The sequence below is a fragment of the Peribacillus sp. NPDC101481 genome (assembly GCF_044767165.1).
Lineage (GTDB): Bacteria > Bacillota > Bacilli > Bacillales > DSM-1321 > Peribacillus.
Genome location: NZ_JBIWNJ010000004.1, coordinates 249234 through 267127, shown reverse-complemented (window position 1 = coordinate 267127; position 17894 = coordinate 249234). Strand labels below are relative to the sequence as shown.

Genomic DNA, 17894 nt, shown 5'->3' with positions numbered 1-17894 from the left:
CCATGTTACTATAGAGCAGTGAAATTAACCGAATTCACATTAACCATTACATAAAGGAAGGGTATAAATATGAAAAAGATTTCTTTGGATGTTTTCTTTATATTAATAGGAGCTTTTATTTTCGCTTTGGCAATAAATCTTTTCGTCATTCCCAATGAGCTTGGTGAGGGAGGAGTCACTGGGATAACCATCATTTTGTTTTATCTTTTTGAATGGTCACCAGGGCTGTTAAGTTTGATCATTAACGCTTTCCTGCTCATTGTCGGCTATAAATTTTTGTCGAAATTAACAACGGTATATACAATCGTAGCCGTTGCCTTCAATTCACTTTTCCTTCATTTAACCGAAAGCTGGACGATATCTTCAGATGAATTGGTCATCAATGCGATATTTGGCGGGGTTTTTGCCGGTGCAGGAATTGGCATGATCATTCGTGTTGGGGGCACTACTGCCGGTACGACAATCCTTGCCCGAATTACTAATAAGTATTTGGGATGGAGCTTAAGCTATGGACTTCTGTTTTTCGATTTAATCGTTGCGTTCTCATCTTATTTCATCATTGGTGCAGAAGGTCTGATGCTCACTATCCTTATGCTTTATATTGGAACAAAAACGATGGAATTCATCATTGAGGGATTGAACCCGAAAAAAGCGATTACCATCATTTCAAAAGAAGCGGACCAGATTGCAAAGCAAGTAACCGAATTGATGGACCGGGGTGTCACTGTTTTTAGCGGCCATGGATACTATACAAAGGCATCCAAGGATATTTTATATATCGTTATAAGTAAGCAAGAGGTGCTAAAGTTAAAGAGAATAGTGCAGTCAACGGATAGCAATGCGTTTATAGCCATACATGACGTTCGGGACGTATTTGGTGAAGGATTCCTGGATATCTCGAAGTCCTGACGCGAATAAAGTATAAGCGAAATGAAAAGGCCTTGATAGGCTTTTTTATTTTGTACTGCAAAAAATCTGTAAATTTAGAATAATTTGTTATATTATGTAAGTAAGAAACCACACACCCTGAGGAGTGCAGCCATTAAATGTGGAGGTGTCCAAGATGATCCTTTTAAAAGTGGATGACAGAAAGTTTGGGAAAAGCAATATCAAGTACAGTGTCGTTGATAAGGAAACGAATGAATTGATCATTAGCGGTGTGTTTAAGGAATTTGGACAAGCAAGCGATAAATATTATGAATTGAAGGATGAATACGGTCCTTCCAATGTGAAGATGATATTGAAGTGATAAGAGGGAAACCGACGGGTTTCCCTTTTTTCGTATAATGCCAGGAATGAAAATGGCCCGTACAATAAATAATCGGATAAAGGAATAATCAAAGGTTTCTGAATCATATAATTAGATTAAGAGAGTTCTTAACATCCTTTTTTTACAATATACTACAATTTTATTGTAAAGTATGGAATTTGGTGGTAATATAAAGCGCATAAATGTAAACGTTTGCAACATTTTTTTGTGAGGAGGTGATGTAAAAGAAGTACGCTAGACTATGAATTTTATAGAATGAATGGCTTTTATTTTACTAATTTTATGCAAACGTTTTCTTAAAATTGCATGAATATTATGAGAAAAAGGGAGAGTGGGTAGGCATGAGGCGTAAAAAATGGTATGGGGGAATTCTTACTGTTTTATTAATTTTTAGTGTAATTTTGGCAGGATGCTCTTCTTCAACTGGCGGAAACAGCGACTCAAAGGATGTCGTGACGCTCGATATATTTCAATTCAAGGTAGAATTCAAGTCGCAATTCGAGACATTGGCAAAACAATATGAAAAAGAAAATCCAAATGTGAAGATCAAGGTATCGACAGTCGGCGGCGGTAATGATTATAAATCTGCCATAACGGCAAAGTTCGCTTCAGGTGAGGAGCCAGCGGTTTTTAACATTGGCGGACCGGTAGATGTCGCACAATATAAAGATAGATTAACAGATTTAAAGGACACGAAAGCTGCTGCTGCAGCGCTTGACGGTACTTTGGATGGCGTGGAAGAGGACGGGCAAGTCCTTGGACTTCCATTTAACCAGGAAGGATACGGCTTGATCTATAACAAACGAATATTTAAAGAAGCCGGAATTAATCCTGATGAAATTACAAGTTATGAAGCCTTAGAGGCGGCAGTTAAGAAAATCGATTCACAAAAAGACAAATTGAAGCTCGAAGCAGTTTTCGCATATCCGGTAAAAGAGAAGTGGGTGACTGGAAACCATTTATCCAATGTATTCTTATCACCGGAGTTTGATGGAAATGTGTTAGAAGCAAGTAAAGCACCTACGGTTAAATTCACGGATGGTGACAAGTTTAAACAATTGGTCGATATCCAAAATGAGTATTCCGTGCAGCCGACAGCAAGTCTTGATTATTCCCAACAAGTGGAGGAGCTGTTCTCGCTTGAAAAGGTTGCGATCATTCAGCAGGGTAACTGGGTGTATAACACAGTCTATGATATGGATCCTGAGTTAGCTGAAAAGGGAATTGGCATCATCCCGATTCCAAATGGAGACAATGCAGGCATGCCGGTAGGCGTACCGAACTATTGGGCAGTGAACAAGAAATCGGATGAAAAGGTACAGGAAGCGGCGAAGAAGTTCCTCGATTGGATGTATACATCCGAAGCAGGGAAGAAAGCCGTTTTGGAAGACTTTAAATTCATTCCTGCTTATGAAGGATATGATGTAGAAAAAATTGCCGATCCAATTTCAAAAGAAATTTATAAATACTCCCAAGAAGGAAATACGATTGGGTGGGTGTTTAATGGATATCCGGTCGGTTGGAATGATGATCTTGGTGCAAGTGTCCAAAAATACGTAACTGGTAAATTGACTTGGGAGGAACTTGTCCAACAGAACATTGAAAATTGGGAGAAGATTCATAGCAAATAAGCGTTGGGAAATGCAAGTGACCAATCGGCATGAAAAATGTGTCGATTGGTTGTTCCTTATTATAGAAAAGTCGCTGAGGGAATTTGCCTCAACAAGGGATTCATCAAATAACACAGTCATGATCTAAACCCATTAACTATTAAATCATTTGAAGGAGGTCGGTTTCGTTGAGAAATCGGGATGCTGCATATTGGCTGTTTTTGACACCTGTTCTTGCTGCACTCATTTTGGTTGTGATCGTGCCGCTCATCTACGGATTTTATTATTCCTTTACGAACTGGAACGGTTTAGGGACTCCGGATTTCATTGGTCTTAAGAATTATATAGACTTGTTTACGGATAAAGGGTTCCTTGATACATTTTGGTTCACCATTAAATTTTCCGTAGCGGCAATTGTGGTAATCAATATCATCGGATTAAGTTTGGCCCTCATCGTGACTTCGAAAATTAAATCAAGCAACATATTGCGGACAGTTTTCTTTATGCCCAATTTAATTGGCGGCTTGATACTCGGCTTTATTTGGCAGTTCATTTTTATTAAGGTCTTCGGTGCGATTGGTGATTTGACTGGGATCGAAGCATTTAATGGGTGGTTATCAACGACTGATACAGGTTTTTGGGGATTGATCATTTTAACGTCTTGGCAGATGGCCGGATATATCATGATCATTTATATTGCCTATCTGCAGGCTGTTCCTGAAGACTTGATAGAAGCGGCAAAAATTGACGGAGCGAACAGCTTCCAGCGTTTTCGCCATATAACTTTTCCGCTAGTGGCACCTGCTTTTACTGTCAGTTTGTTTTTGACGCTTTCCCACTCGTTCAAGATTTATGATCAAAACCTTTCCTTGACGAATGGAGCTCCCTATAATTCAACTGAAATGGTTGCGATGAACATTGTAAAATCCGCCTTCACCGAAAACGACATGGCATATGCTCAGGCAAAAGCCGTTATCTTTTTCGTAATCGTGGCGGTCGTTTCGCTGACACAAGTCTATTTCAATAAAAAACGGGAGGTTGAGCTGTAATGAGGGGAAAATGGAAATTGTGGCTGATTGGATTCATCGGATTCATATTGGCCATATTATGGCTCACTCCGTTTTATTTAATGCTTGTCAATGCTTTTAAAATGAAACGGGATATATTTGCCGATACATTGGGACTGCCTGAAACCTGGACATTCGAAAACTTCACTCAAGCTTTCGAGCAATTGGATTTCCTCCGGACTTTATTCAATTCTTTATTGATATCGGGCGTCAGTGTAGTCATCATCATCATCTTTTCTGCGATGGCAGCATACGCTCTTTCCCGAAATAAAAGTAAAATAAGTTCCCTGCTTTTCTTTGTGTTTGTAGCAGCCATGCTGATCCCGTTTCAGTCTGTGATGATACCGCTCGTTGCCCAATTCGGCCAGCTGGGGATGTTGAACAAGGCCGGACTGATTTTCATGTATTTAGGTTTTGGCTGCAGTCTTTCCATATTCCTTTATCATGGTACTTTAAAAGGGATTCCCCTCTCACTTGATGAGGCAGCAAAGATTGATGGTGCAAACCGCTTTCAAGTATTTTGGTATATTATATTTCCATTATTAAAACCGATGTCCATTACAGTTGGAATCTTAAATGTCATTTGGATATGGAATGACTATTTGCTGCCATCCCTTGTTATTGGCGGTGCAGGATCGGAGACCATCCCACTTAAATTATTCTTCTTTTTCGGTCAATATACGAAGCAATGGCATCTTGCCTTGGCTGGACTTACTTTATCCATCATTCCAGTCATCATTGCGTACTTTTTTGCTCAGAGGCAAATTATCAAAGGAATTGCAGATGGAGCAGTTAAATAACTATTTAAATATAGGGAATATTAAGCCATGTGCGGTGAACGGGGAGTGTTGATGAATTTGTCTGTTACTATAAAAGACGTTGCAAAAAAAGCAAATGTCGCTCCATCAACGGTATCGCGTGTAATCCATAACAGCCCGACAATCAGTGAAAAGACAAAGCGTAAAGTACGCAAGGTATTAAAGGAAATGGGCTATCATATGAATGAAAATGCCCGGAACTTAGTCACGAAGTCAACTAAGGCCATTGGGATCGTCATGAAAAGTTCGGCAAGGGAATCACTTTATAATCCCTTTTTTCCAGAAGTGATCCGAGGCATCGGGGATTTCTGTAATAAAGAAGGGTACAGTCTTTCCCTGACAACCGGCGAGACGGAGGATGCAATCTTTGAGGATGTCGTGAAAATGGTTCAGGGCAGAAGAGTGGATGGCATGATTGTTTTGTACTCTAAAAAGGACGATAAAGTGGTGCCGTATTTATTAAAGCAGGGCTTCCCGTTCGTTTTGATCGGGAAGCCAAGTACGAACATGAGCGGAATCACGTTCATTGATAACGATAATGTTCAAGCGGCCAGGGAAGTATCGGAGTTTGTAATAAGTCTTGGACATGAGCGAATCGCCTTTTTAGGGGGCAGTCCCGAGTTTGAGGTGATCCAGGACCGCTTGACAGGTTTTCAACAAGCGATGGAGCAGGCCGGGCTGGATGTGCGACAGGAATATATCAAATTGATTCCTTTAAATCGAACGGATGGAATAAAGGCCATTGATGAATTGCTGGAGCTGAAAGAGGCACCAACCGCATTTTTGGTTATGGATCTTTTATTGGGTGTTCTCTTGCTTGGGGTGTTAGCTGAAAAGAACTTGAAAGTGCCAGAGCAAATAAGCGTCGTCTGTTTTAACCACTCAGAATTCATAGAATTTTTAAGTACGCCGCTGACAACGGTTGATATCCATACGTATCAGTTAGGGTTTGAGGCGGCAAAATGCGTGTTTGATCTAATTGCAAATCCGGAAATGATGGAAAAGAGTATCAGTATTCCTACCAAAATCATAAAGCGGGAGTCGCATTTTGTTGCTGAAAAGGAAATTAAATGAAAAATGTAGAAATGTTTTACCAATTAAAGCTTGATTTTTGCTAACATAAATTTACAATATAGATTATCACTATTATTTTTGAAAATTCATACTTACTGAAGTCAATAAGTATGTTCTTATATTTTGATCACACCTAACGCAAACGTTTGCGTTATGGATAAAGAGGTAATAGTTAAACATGAAAAGCAAGTTGCCGTGAAATGAATCTAGAATGGAGGAGGTTGTTCATGAGAGTCCTGGTATGGAATGAGTATCGCCACGAGAAAACAAAGCCTGAAGTGGCAAAAGTATATCCAGATGGTATCCATGGTGCAATTGCTAGCTTTTTACAAAGTGAGCAGGTCGAGGTGAGGACCGCTACTCTCGATGAAGAAGAGCATGGATTAACTGAAGAAGAGCTGGAACGAACCGATGTACTTCTTTGGTGGGGGCATGTTGCACATGATGAAGTTCAGGATGAAATCATTGCAAGGGTCCACAAGCGAGTACTCGAGGGTATGGGTCTCATCGTCCTCCATTCCGGTCATTTTTCAAAAATCTTCAAACGGCTTATGGGCACGACTTGCGATTTGAAATGGCGGGTCGCGGATGAAAAGGAACGGCTTTGGGTTGTCGATCCCAGTCATCCTATCGTTAATGGAATTGGAGAATATATAGAGCTTGAGAAGGAAGAGATGTACGGGGAACATTTTGATATTCCTGCACCAGATCAATTGATATTCGTCAGTTGGTTTGAAGGCGGGGAGATATTCAGAAGCGGCTGCACGTATCAGCGGGGAAAAGGGAAGATTTTCTATTTCCGTCCAGGTCATGAAACATATCCTACTTTCCATAATCCGGAGATTCAACGGGTAATTAAGAATGCCGTTGATTGGGTCAAGCCGGAATCTGGAGTCGTAACGAACTATGGGAAAGCCGAACCGTTGGAATCCATCTCAAAGAGATGAAGTGAAGGAGAGAACAAAATGGGCAAAGTGAAGGTAGGAGTCATTGGATGCGGGAGTATCGCAAAAAACAGGCATTTTCCGGAGTATGATGCACATCATGAAACGGAGATCATTGCTGTTTGTGATATTGTGCAGGACCGGGCGAATGCAGCAGCACAAAGGTATGGCGCCCAAGCATATACTGATTATATAGAACTTTTGAAGAATGAGGAGATTGAAGCGATCAGTGTATGTACACCGAATTACCTGCATGCACGCATCACGGTTGCAGCCTTGGAAGCTGGTAAGCATGTCCTTTGTGAGAAACCAATGGCTACTTCTTTGGTGGACGCTGAAAAAATGAATGCAGCAGCAGCGAAAAGCGACAAAATACTAATGATTGGTCATAATCAGCGTTTTGTTCCTTCTCATCAAAAGGCAAAACAGCTTATTGAGAGCGGGGACCTAGGGAAGGTCTATAGCTTCCGGACGGCTTTTGGACATTCCGGGCCGGAAACCTGGAGCGTGGACGGACTGGAAAGCTGGTTTTTTAAGAAGGATCAGGCAGTCATTGGTGCAATGGGCGATTTAGGGGTTCATAAAGCTGATTTATTACGGTATATCCTTGGAGAAGAATTTGTTGAAGTGGGAGCCTTTGTGGAAACGACTGCCAAGAAAAATACAGACGTTGATGACAGTGCGGCCTGTATCCTCCGGACGGAGAGCGGTATCATCGGAACTCTTACCGCCAGCTGGTCTTATGCAAAAGAAGACAATGCTACGGTCATTTATGCGGAAAAAGCGGTATTGCGCCTTGAAGACGATCCGAAATACTCACTGATCATCCATCATGATAATGGAAAGACAGATACCATCCAATTAGGAAGCATCCAGACTAATGACTCAGAAGGACAGCATGATTCCGAAGTGATCAGCCACTTTGTAAAATGTGTGGTGGACAATGAGGAGCCTCTTGTCTCAGGAGTTGAAGGGTTAAAATCATTAAAAGTCATTCTTGGCGCGATGGAATCAAATGCATCCCGAAAAATCATCCGCTTATAAAGGGGTTAAAAGTCATCATGTACAAATTAAAAATGGGTATTATCGGTGCTGGCGGAATTGCCCAAAAAAGGCATATCCCAGCTTTTCAAAAATTTCAAGATAAAGTGGTTTTATACGCCATTCAGGATATAGATGAAATGAAGGCGCGAGAAGTGGCGCGTGAATTTCATATCGAGAAGGTTTTCACCAATTATGAAGAAATGTTTGCTGAAGTGGATGCTGTTACGATTGCAACGCCTAATAAGTTCCATGCGGAGATTTCCATTGCTGCTCTGCAAGCGGGTGTTCATGTGTTATGTGAAAAGCCGATGGCCATTACAACTGAGGAATGTTTAGCAATAACCGAGGCTGCAAACATATCAGGTAAAGTGTTATCGACTGCTTATCATTACCGCTTCATGAAGGAAGCTCAGGCTGCCAAAAAAATGATTCAGGCCGGTGAAATCGGTGAACCGTATGTAGCGCGTGTACAGGCAATCAGACGACGCAAAGTCCCTGGCTGGGGAGTTTTTACAAGCAAGGAATTGCAAGGCGGAGGAAGCGTGATCGATTACGGCTGCCATTTGCTTGATTTAGCATTATGGCTGATGGATGACCCAGAACCGATTGAAATCGTAGGTTCGACATATAATTATGTCAGTAAGGGTGTCGATCAGGTCAATTTATGGGGGAATTTCGATGCATCGGTATTTGAAGTGGATGACCATGCCACTGCATATATCAAATTTGCCAACGGAGCATCGCTATTATTCGAAACATCCTGGGCCGCGAATATCCGTGAAGAAGCAACTGTTTTGAGTTTATCCGGAACGCAGGGCGGACTTGATGTGTTCCCTCTAGTCTTGAATCAGGCTAAGCACGGAATGCTTTTAAATAGTGAAGCAGTATGGATGCCAGGGGAAGATACACCAGACCTGCAACAGGCAGAGAACTTTATTAATAGCTGCCTAGGATTGGCGGAACCATTGGTAAAACCATCGGAAGCCATGAAAGTTTCAAAAATAATCGAAGCCATTTATCAAAGCTCGGCAAGTGGGAAGGTCATGAGCATAAATTAATGAAAAAGGTGAGGTGGGGCATGTGAAATTAGGGATCTTTACAGTGCTATTTGCTCAAAAATCATTCGAGGATATGCTTGATTATGTCGCGGATTCCGGATTAAAAACAGTTGAAATCGGTACAGGCGGGTATCCAGGGAATATCCATTGTCCGCTCGATGAACTGCTGGAAAGTGAAGAAAAGCGCCAAAAATACCTCGAATCCGTTCAAACAAGAGGGTTAACGATCAGTGCATTCAGCTGCCACGGCAATCCGATCTCTCCAGATGAAGCATTCGCTAAAGAAAGTGATGAAACACTGATTAAAACAATCAAGCTTGCATCCTTACTGAACGTCCCGGTCGTCAATACCTTTTCCGGTACAGCAGGTGATCACGAAGGAGCTAAATATCCAAACTGGCCCGTCGCCCCATGGCCGAATGAGTATACAGATGTGCTGAAATGGCAATGGGAAGAAAAATTGATCCCTTATTGGAAAAAGGCGGCCGCCATTGCCGATGAACACAATATAAAAATCGGCCTTGAACTGCATGGGGGCTTTCTTGTGCACACACCCTACACCTTGTTAAAACTTCGGGAAGCTACATCTGATGCAATAGGCGCCAACCTTGATCCAAGCCATCTTTGGTGGCAGGGCATCGAACCAGTCGGGGCCATCAAAATCCTCGGGAAAGCGGGAGCAATCTACCATTTCCACGCAAAAGACACATACTTGGATCAGGATAACATCAATATGTATGGGTTAACCGACATGCAGCCATATGGAAATATCCAGAGCCGTGCCTGGAACTTTCGCTCGGTAGGATGCGGCCACAGCCTGCAAGAGTGGTCCGACATCATGAGTGCCCTTCGCACATACGGTTACGATTACGTCGTCAGCATCGAACACGAAGATCCGCTAATGTCAGTTGAAGAAGGCTTCCAACGGGCCGTAACCAATCTGAAAACTGTACTCATAAACGAAAGCCCAACTGATTTATGGTGGGTATAATTTAGAGTTGATAACGAGCAGCCTAACGCAGGTTGCTTTTTATGTTGTTCGTTACTCATGAAAAAGTGGAATTAACGAGTAAAAGTGTAAAACTCACGAGTAAAAGTGTAAAACTCACGAGTAAAAGCGTGAAACTCACGAGTAAAAGTTCGAAACTCATGAGTAAAAGTGTGAAATTCACGAGTAAAGGCGTGAAATTCACGAGTATAACAGTATAATTCACGAGTAAAAGTGTAAAACTTCACGAGTAAAGAGGAATTAATAATATGTTATCTTTTTCACATCAATTGTGTTAGAGACAAACATATTATGTATGACCCTTTCCCCCCCTTACTTTTAAACGGGCTCTTGGAACTGTCAATATACCGAAATCTTTCGCCTTTCTTAATATACGTGTAAACAAGAAGCATAGCAGGAAGTAAAGGCTTCATAAAAGAAATCAGCTGTATCCAATGGAGATAGCTGGTTTTTAAAAAAAATTCAAGTTGACTGTCACCTACTACGTGTTACAGCATACTCTATAGTAAGTAACACTGGGTACCGACAGCACTGAATAGTGAAGTTGCAAAAATGTTATTAAGAATAGGAGTTGACACCTCTGCTACTCGGTGTTACAGTTTAGTTGTAATAAGTAATACTAAATAGCGTGAATACATTACCAAAAAGCTATTCAGTAAAAATTCCCCTCAGAACTAAGTTACAAGTCACAAAATAGAGGAGGCTCTGATCATGGAAAATTTAACTGAAATGCTGAAAGGTTCGCTGGAAGGCTGCGTGCTGGAAATCATCAGCCGCCATGAAACCTATGGCTACGAGATTACCCGCCGCCTGAACGAGCTTGGGTTTACTGAAGTCGTGGAAGGGACGGTCTACACCATCCTCGTGCGATTAGAAAAGAAAAAACTGGTTAACATAGAGAAGAAACCGTCAGATATGGGGCCGCCCCGAAAGTTTTACTCACTTAATGAGGCTGGCCGCCAGGAACTCGAATTGTTTTGGAAAAAATGGGATTTTGTATCATCAAAAATCAATGTCTTAAAGTCAGTCTAGCTTCATAAGATATTCCGTACGCTATTTTTGGAGTGTCTTGATCAGCTTTATCAATAAGGAGGAAAAATAACATGATGGAATTGTTCAAGAAAATGATTGGTGATAAAAAAGAGTATAAAATGATGATGGCACGGGTTGAAGCCTTGCCAGAGGACTACCAGTTTGTATTTAAGAAAATACAAAACTACATGTGGAATTTCTCAGCGGGCAACGGGATGGATATGCTGCACATGCAGTATGAATTAATCGAGTTGTTCGAAGCCGGTGCGGCGGAAGGCAGACAAGTGCTGGAAATCACTGGGGATGACGTCGCGTCCTTTGCCGACGAACTAGTGGCAAATGCTAAAACCTATTTCGCCAAGTATCGTGAAGATTTGAATGATAGCATCTTGAAGCGACTGGGAAAAAATAAATTCAATAAATAATGCAGACTGAATAGCTGGTTACAAATGTGAATTGCCACCTTCGCTATTCAGTTATATTTTTAACACGGTAGTAAGTAATACAGAATATCAGTCAGACTAAATAGAGGAGAATAGGCAATCTAGTTCTGCTATGCGCTCGAACGGATAATTACGAAACTTACAAGCGGCCTTGCCGCGCTATTAAAAGGAGGAAAAAAGTATGAGCAATGCAGCGATTTCTGTTAAAGGGTTAAAAAAATCCTTTAAAGACAATGAAGTCTTAAAGGGGGTGGATTTTGAGGTGCGGCGTGGCGAAATTTTCGCACTGCTGGGCTCAAATGGAGCAGGCAAGACGACGACGGTCAATATCCTCTCGACTCTGATGAAGGCCGATGGCGGCGCAGTAGGTATTTGCGGCTTTGACGTCCAGAGTCAACCGGATCATGTTCGCCAGAGCATCAGCCTGACAGGGCAGTTTGCAGCTTTAGACGGTATGCTCACCGGGCGGGAAAACCTGATGATGATCGCCAAGTTGCGGGGAGTTTCCAATCCTGCTCAAGTCGCCGACAATCTGCTTGCGAGATTCAGCCTGACCGATGCGGCCAACCGCCGGGCGGATAAATATTCCGGCGGGATGAAGCGCCGGCTTGACATCGCCATGAGCCTGATCGGGACGCCAGAAGTCATTTTTCTCGACGAACCGACGACAGGGCTTGACCCCGAAGCGCGGATTGAAGTCTGGGATACCGTCAAGGAGCTTGCCGGCGGAGGCACGACCATCTTGCTGACGACCCAGTACCTGGAGGAAGCCGAACATCTGGCGGATCGTATTGCCATCCTGCATGGCGGAAAAATCATCTCGACCGGGACACTTACCGAACTCAAGGAGATGTTCCCGCCAGCGAAAGTGGAGTACATCGAGAAGCAGCCGACATTGGAGGAAATTTTCCTCGCGATCATCGGCAAAAAGGAGGAGATTTAAATGAAAAGTAAAACAGGGGTATTACTAGGACGTTTAATGCGTAACATCATGCGCAGCCCGGATACAATTATCACGGTGGCGATTACGCCGATTATGATGCTGCTGCTGTTTGTCTACGTATTTGGCGGCGCTATAGATGCAGGCACAGACAACTACGTCAATTATTTATTGCCGGGAATCTTGCTGATGGCTATCGCATCCGGCGTCGCTTACACATCCGTGCGGCTGTTTACGGATGTAAAGAGCGGACTGATGGCACGTTTCATTACCATGCCCATCAAGCGCTCGTCAGTATTGTGGGCTCACGTGTTGACCTCGCTTGTTTCCAATGCGCTTACTGTCGTGGTGGTTATCCTTGTCGCGCTCTTGATGGGCTTCCGTTCCAACGCTGATATCCTGGATTGGCTCGCGGTAGCTGGGATACTCGGGCTGTTTACGCTAGCGCTGACATGGCTGGCGGTCATTCCCGGATTGACAGCGGGGTCTATGGAAGGGGCGACAGCCTACTCATACCCGCTGATTTTCCTGCCGTTTATCAGTTCAGCCTTTGTTCCCACGGAAACCATGCCTAAAATTGTCCGTGCGTTCGCTGAGAACCAGCCCGTGACTTCAATCGTGAATGCGATTCGTGCCCTCTTGTATGAAGGGTCTGTTGGCAACGATATTTGGATCGCGCTTGCCTGGTGCGTCGGCATCATGGTCATCGCTTACTTCTTCGCCAGTAAAGCATTTAAACGCCAGTTAGGGTAAGTACACCATAAAGGGAGGCCAAATCAATGGTCAGCCGATGCGATGAAAGCATTGCTATCACATGGAAGGCTGCTTGAATGCCGGGGCAACCATCACATGGAAACCCTCAAAATTGCTGTGATTAGTGGCGGCTCGATCAGTTATCCCAACGCGAGGTTTGCATGCATGTTCCGAGTAAAAGTGGAAAACTCACGTGTAAAGTAGAATTCACGAGTAAATCGGCAAAATTCACAAGTAAAAGTGCAAAATTCACGAGTGAAAGTGTAAAACTCACGAGTAAAGTAGAATTCACGAGTAAAAAAACAGCAAAACTCACGAGAATATCCGCAATACTAAAAAGCAAATGATTGCTGAAAATTCTTCTGAAATTAAAAAAGCGATGCCCCCGGAATTCTGGGGGCATCTTCATTATCATCTTTGCCTTGGGGTGTAATCCAATTCCTTAAATAGTTCCGTCAATTCATCCTCGGTCAGGTCGCGCCATTGTCCGTTCGCCAGTCCGTCCAGATGGATGTTCATGATCCGGATTCGATGTAAATCACGGACTTCATAGCCCAGTGCGGAGCACATACGGCGGATTTGTCTGTTCAGTCCTTGCATCAAAGTGATGTTAAATGTATATTTGGTCAACTGCTCAACTTTGCAAGGAAGTGTTTTCGTATCCAAAATCTCCACTCCGGAGGACATATCTTTAATGAAGGACGCGGTAATTGGCTTATCCACGGTTACGATGTATTCTTTTTCATGCTTGTTTTCTGCACGAAGGATTTCATTTACGATGTCTCCGTCATTTGTAAGAAGGATCAGACCGCTTGAGTCCTTGTCCAGCCGTCCGATATGAAAAATGCGAAGCGGATGATTTACAAAATCAACGATATTCCCTTTTATGTGTTTTTCGGTCGTACTTGTAATCCCTATCGGTTTATTCAGTGCAATATAGACATTTTGCTGTTCGACTTTTATCGGCTTGCCGTCGACACGGACATCATCGCCGGGTTCAGCTTGACTGCCAAGCTCAGCTACCGTGCCATTAATCGTCACACGGCCATCGGCTATCCATTTGTCTGCGCCTCGTCTCGAGGTAATTCCGGATTCACTGATAAATTTATTGATCCTCAACTAAAGCACACCTTTACATTCAGATTTTCTTCTTTAAAGGATAACGTAAATCATGGTGCATAGACAAGGGGAAAAGACAGAAAGCGTTCGTTGGTTAGAATTACTGGATGTTCTTTACATGTTCCTCGTGACAGCTGCCGGATATGCCTTTTTCTTTTTGCTTGTCAGGTAGACACCAATAAAGACCAGGATGCCACCGAGGATTTGGATGAGCGAAATCACATGACCTAAAACCAGGCTAAGGATGGCGGTAAATACAGCAATCAGATTCAGGTAAATTCCAGCCTGGCCGGCATTGATATGACGAAGGGAAACATTCCAGAAAATAAATGAGCCGACAGACGGGAAGATTCCAATATATAAGAGACCCGTGATGGCTTTACTGCTTAATTCAAGGTTCATTCCCGAACCAATGGCAAATGGAGCGACGAGAATCAATCCGAGAAATACGGAAACGGCAGTAGCAGAGATGATCGGAATGTTTTTCAGTTTTTTACCGATTATTGAATAGAAGGTCCAAACGAGAATCGCCAGAATCATCAATAGGTCGCCTTTATTATAGGTGAGCTGGAAAATATCCAGAAGGTGTCCTTTTGTCAAGACCAATAAAACGCCTAATAAAGAAATGATAAGTCCGAGTGCATGGAGGGATGAAATTTTCTCCTTTAATAGCAAAGCGGAAAAAAGAACAATTAAGGCAGGGTTCATGGAATTGACAAGAGCGGCATTCATGGAAGTTGTATAGGTTAAAGCCCAATAAAGGAAAAAATTATAACTGATGATCCCGAGCACACCCAAGACTAATAGTAATTTCCAGGCTTTCCATACAGTCTTCCAGTGTGGCTTTTCAATCCACTGCGCTAAAGGAAACAATAAGAAAACGGCAATTAGCCATCGCGTAAATGTTAGCTGGATCGGGGAAAGTTCTGTCACAACGTATTTTCCGAAAATGTAATTACCGGCCCAGAACAAATTTGCCAAGATAAGAAATAAAATAACAATAGATTTTTTCATAAGACTGCCTCTTCCTTAATTTATGGAATATTCACTAAATATAACAAAGTAGAGGTACCTAAGCAATATAGAGAGCCTACGGTTAATTTAAGTACAAGTATGAACCGCAGAGCAGGATAAAAAGGCCGTTCAGCTTAAACTGAACAGCCTTTTTCACATCTATAATTAAGCGAAAATGGCACTGATTTCGGCAATTTCGTCCATGGTTAAATCGACATCCAATGCTTGTAAGTTGCGTGTGACCTGTTCTGGCTTTTTCGCTCCGGGAATGAGTACATCAATCGAGTGCCGAGTTAAATACCAAGCTAGGACGACATCGGCAACTTCGGTATGCTTCCTGTTGGCTATCGCCCGTACTTCTTCCACTTTTTGCAGGTTGCTTACAAAGGCTTGTCCTTGGAAAAGCGGACTTTTTGCCCGGCCGTCATCGAATGTTGATTCCTGATTATATTTGCCGCCGAGCAGACCGGACGCAAGCGGGAAATAAGGAATGAAGGAAATATCATTTTCGGCTGTATATGGCAGCAGGTCTTGTTCTGCCTCACGTTTGAATAGATTGTACTCGGATTGCAGGACATCGACATAGCCGTCTTTATTCGCTTCCTTCAATTGTTCGAACGAAAAGTTCGAGACGCCGATTGACTTGATTTTACCTGCATCCTTCAATTCCTTTAAGGCACCTACTGCTTCATCTTTAGGGGTATCGCGATCAGGGAAATGGATATAAAATAAGTCGATGTAGTCTGTTTGGAGCCTTTTTAGACTCGAGTCCACGGCATCTTTCAGAAAAGCCGGAGAGTTATCAAATACGATGTTGCCATCGACAAATTTATGTGCCCCTTTAGTGGCAAGGACTATGTCATCGCGTCTGCGACTCTCTTTAAGGATTTCACCGATAAGTTCTTCTGAACGCTCAGGACCGTAAATGTAAGCTGTATCCCAAAAGTTGATTCCCTCTTCCAACGCCGTTCTCAAAACATCCCTTCCTGTATCCTCACTTAGATTAGGGAAAAGGTTATGTCCGCCAATTGCATTCGTGCCAAGGCCAATCGGATTTACATATAGATCTGTTTTACCAATACGGGTTTGCTTAGACATATTACTTATCATCTCCTTTGACCCCATCATAACAAAAAGTGGATGTCGATTTCCAAAATAAAGCAATGCAGGCGTGCACAAAATAAGCAGATGATCTGTAAAATCACCTGCTTACTTCATTATTATAGTGTTTCGATTTCCAAATCCTCAGCTGGCGCTGTTTGTCCGATTTGACTGAGCAGAACGCCAAGGGCTGTACCGACGAGAGCAGGGATGATCCACTCCATGCCGTAGGCGGAAAGGGGAAGGACATCACTCAAGGTTTGCACCGGTCCTAATTGTAGGCCGAAAGCATTCAGTCCATCCATCAAGGCGAAAACTCCTGTGAAAGTCATTGCACTGCGATAAACCTTCTTCGGGTTTTTGAAATGACGGCTGAAGAATGTCAGGACAATCAGGACGATCGTTAACGGATAAGCCATCACAAGGAATGGTACCGATACTTTCAGAATTTGATTCAGACCCATATTTGAAAGGATGAAACCGACGATTGTTACAATCAGAATGACGGTTTTATAGTTCAGTTTGGGGAAAAGTTTCGAGAAATACTGTCCGCAAGCAGTGGTCAATCCGACAACGGTGGTGAAGCATGCTAAAGTGAAAATGATGCCGAGAAGGACCTTTCCGCCAGTTCCAAGTAAAAGGGTCGATGCGACAGTGAGGATATCCGTTCCGTTTTCGAATGAACCATCTGCTGCCATGCGTGCTCCGATTACTCCTAAGGAGATATAAACTAAAGAAAGCAAAACACCAGCGATGAGACCCGCTTTTACTGTATATCTGGTCAATTGCTTTCGTTCTGAAATCCCCCTTTGCTGGATTGAAGTAAGGATGACGATCCCAAAAGCCAGGGAAGCTAGAGCATCCATCGTGTTGTAGCCTTCAATGAACCCTTTCGAAAATGCTCCTGCAGCATATTCTTCGGTTGGAGCTTGGAATGGAGCATCAAGCTTTACGAACCCAACGACACAGAGAATGACCATGGATAAAAGAAGAACGGGTGTAATCCAGCGTCCCATGAAGGTTTCCATTTTTTCTGGATTCAATGAAATGGCATATACGATGATGAAAAATACGGTTGTGAACATGAATAGAAATAGTGATTGATTCATTGAGTCTCCAAGATACGGCTTGAAGCCCATTTCATAGGCAACATTCGCATTCCGCGGAATGGCGAGGAACGGCCCGATGCTTAAATAGATGACAACCATGAACAACGTGCTGAATAGTGGATGTACACGGGCACCGATGGTTTGTGCCCCGCCCTTAACAAGTGAGACTGCAAGAAGCACCAAAATTGGCAGGCCGACTCCGGTGGCGACAAAACCGGCAATGGCCGGCCAGAATGAAGTTCCTGAAGATGCTCCTAAAAATGGAGGGAATATAAGATTCCCCGCTCCGAAGAACATTGAGAAAAGCATAAGGCCGATAAATAATGTGTCTGTTTTTTTCATGGTGATTTCTCCTTTTTTTAAAAATGATAACTCTCGCCGACTGGCCTGAAAAAGGCTAATTAAAGTGTTTTGTGCAAATAAAAAACTCGCCCCTGAAAATCAGGGACGAGTTTGTGCTCGCGATACCACCCATATTCCGCACTACAA

At 42.9% G+C, this 17894-nt stretch carries 18 protein-coding genes and 1 other annotated feature (1 of these 19 only partly in view); of the genes, 14 read left to right on the top strand and 4 right to left on the bottom strand.

The genetic code is table 11. From position 1 onward, the window contains the following. The first annotated feature begins 69 nt into the window (after window positions 1-69). The 14 genes from ACIROD_RS22895 (at window position 70) to ACIROD_RS22830 (ending at window position 13062) form a co-directional block, all read left to right on the top strand. The gene (locus ACIROD_RS22895; protein ID WP_101224964.1) at window positions 70-909 is read left to right on the top strand and encodes a YitT family protein; all 840 of its coding nucleotides are present in this window, start codon (window positions 70-72) and stop codon (window positions 907-909) included. Between the two features lie 154 nt (window positions 910-1063). Further along, window positions 1064-1249 (top strand): hypothetical protein, encoded by a 186-nt coding sequence (locus ACIROD_RS22890; RefSeq protein ID WP_034305959.1) that lies wholly within the window; start codon window positions 1064-1066, stop codon window positions 1247-1249. A gap of 362 nt (window positions 1250-1611) precedes the next feature. Further along, window positions 1612-2901: an ABC transporter substrate-binding protein gene (locus tag ACIROD_RS22885; protein ID WP_101224963.1), complete on the top strand. Its 1290-nt coding sequence runs from the start codon at window positions 1612-1614 to the stop codon at window positions 2899-2901. Between the two features lie 167 nt (window positions 2902-3068). Beyond that, window positions 3069-3929 (top strand): carbohydrate ABC transporter permease, encoded by an 861-nt coding sequence (locus tag ACIROD_RS22880; RefSeq protein WP_098370419.1) that lies wholly within the window; start codon window positions 3069-3071, stop codon window positions 3927-3929. After that, window positions 3929-4747 (top strand): carbohydrate ABC transporter permease, encoded by an 819-nt coding sequence (locus tag ACIROD_RS22875; RefSeq protein ID WP_101224962.1) that lies wholly within the window; start codon window positions 3929-3931, stop codon window positions 4745-4747. Before ACIROD_RS22880 ends, ACIROD_RS22875 begins: the two co-directional genes overlap by 1 nt. Window positions 4748-4804: 57 nt before the next feature. Further along, a complete protein-coding gene (locus ACIROD_RS22870) occupies window positions 4805-5839 on the top strand; it encodes a LacI family DNA-binding transcriptional regulator (protein ID WP_101225045.1) in 1035 nt (344 codons plus the stop codon). Between the two features lie 227 nt (window positions 5840-6066). Beyond that, the gene (locus tag ACIROD_RS22865; protein ID WP_402944582.1) at window positions 6067-6786 is read left to right on the top strand and encodes a ThuA domain-containing protein; all 720 of its coding nucleotides are present in this window, start codon (window positions 6067-6069) and stop codon (window positions 6784-6786) included. 18 nt (window positions 6787-6804) lie between these two features. Beyond that, window positions 6805-7827, top strand: a complete 1023-nt coding sequence (locus ACIROD_RS22860; RefSeq protein WP_402944579.1) for a Gfo/Idh/MocA family protein — start codon at window positions 6805-6807, stop codon at window positions 7825-7827. 17 nt (window positions 7828-7844) lie between these two features. After that, the gene (locus ACIROD_RS22855) at window positions 7845-8885 is read left to right on the top strand and encodes a Gfo/Idh/MocA family protein (protein ID WP_034305944.1); all 1041 of its coding nucleotides are present in this window, start codon (window positions 7845-7847) and stop codon (window positions 8883-8885) included. 22 nt (window positions 8886-8907) lie between these two features. Next, window positions 8908-9876, top strand: coding sequence for a sugar phosphate isomerase/epimerase family protein (locus tag ACIROD_RS22850; RefSeq protein WP_101224959.1), 969 nt, complete (start codon window positions 8908-8910; stop codon window positions 9874-9876). Window positions 9877-10605: 729 nt separating this feature from the next. Further along, a complete protein-coding gene (locus ACIROD_RS22845; protein ID WP_142644260.1) occupies window positions 10606-10926 on the top strand; it encodes a PadR family transcriptional regulator in 321 nt (106 codons plus the stop codon). A gap of 71 nt (window positions 10927-10997) precedes the next feature. Next, window positions 10998-11351, top strand: coding sequence for a DUF1048 domain-containing protein (locus tag ACIROD_RS22840; protein WP_101224957.1), 354 nt, complete (start codon window positions 10998-11000; stop codon window positions 11349-11351). A 199-nt stretch (window positions 11352-11550) separates the two neighbouring features. Then, the gene (locus tag ACIROD_RS22835) at window positions 11551-12312 is read left to right on the top strand and encodes an ABC transporter ATP-binding protein (protein ID WP_230177908.1); all 762 of its coding nucleotides are present in this window, start codon (window positions 11551-11553) and stop codon (window positions 12310-12312) included. Further along, window positions 12313-13062 carry an ABC transporter permease gene (locus ACIROD_RS22830; RefSeq protein WP_101224955.1) on the top strand — a complete coding sequence of 250 codons (750 nt, stop codon included), beginning with the start codon at window positions 12313-12315 and terminating at the stop codon, window positions 13060-13062. 411 nt (window positions 13063-13473) lie between these two features. Here ACIROD_RS22830 and rluF read toward each other — a convergent pair whose 3' ends face one another. The 4 genes from rluF to brnQ form a co-directional block, all read right to left on the bottom strand. After that, window positions 13474-14181 carry a 23S rRNA pseudouridine(2604) synthase RluF gene (gene rluF, locus ACIROD_RS22825; RefSeq protein ID WP_402944570.1) on the bottom strand — a complete coding sequence of 236 codons (708 nt, stop codon included), beginning with the start codon at window positions 14179-14181 and terminating at the stop codon, window positions 13474-13476. A 114-nt stretch (window positions 14182-14295) separates the two neighbouring features. Then, window positions 14296-15195, bottom strand: coding sequence for a DMT family transporter (locus ACIROD_RS22820; protein ID WP_402944567.1), 900 nt, complete (start codon window positions 15193-15195; stop codon window positions 14296-14298). 165 nt (window positions 15196-15360) lie between these two features. Continuing rightward, window positions 15361-16293, bottom strand: coding sequence for an aldo/keto reductase (locus tag ACIROD_RS22815; RefSeq protein WP_101224952.1), 933 nt, complete (start codon window positions 16291-16293; stop codon window positions 15361-15363). 122 nt (window positions 16294-16415) lie between these two features. After that, on the bottom strand, window positions 16416-17747 hold the full coding sequence (gene brnQ, locus ACIROD_RS22810; RefSeq protein ID WP_402944565.1) for a branched-chain amino acid transport system II carrier protein: 1332 nt from the start codon (window positions 17745-17747) through the stop codon (window positions 16416-16418). A 98-nt stretch (window positions 17748-17845) separates the two neighbouring features. Then, window positions 17846-17894: a binding site (T-box leader), on the bottom strand; it runs 198 nt beyond the window's last position.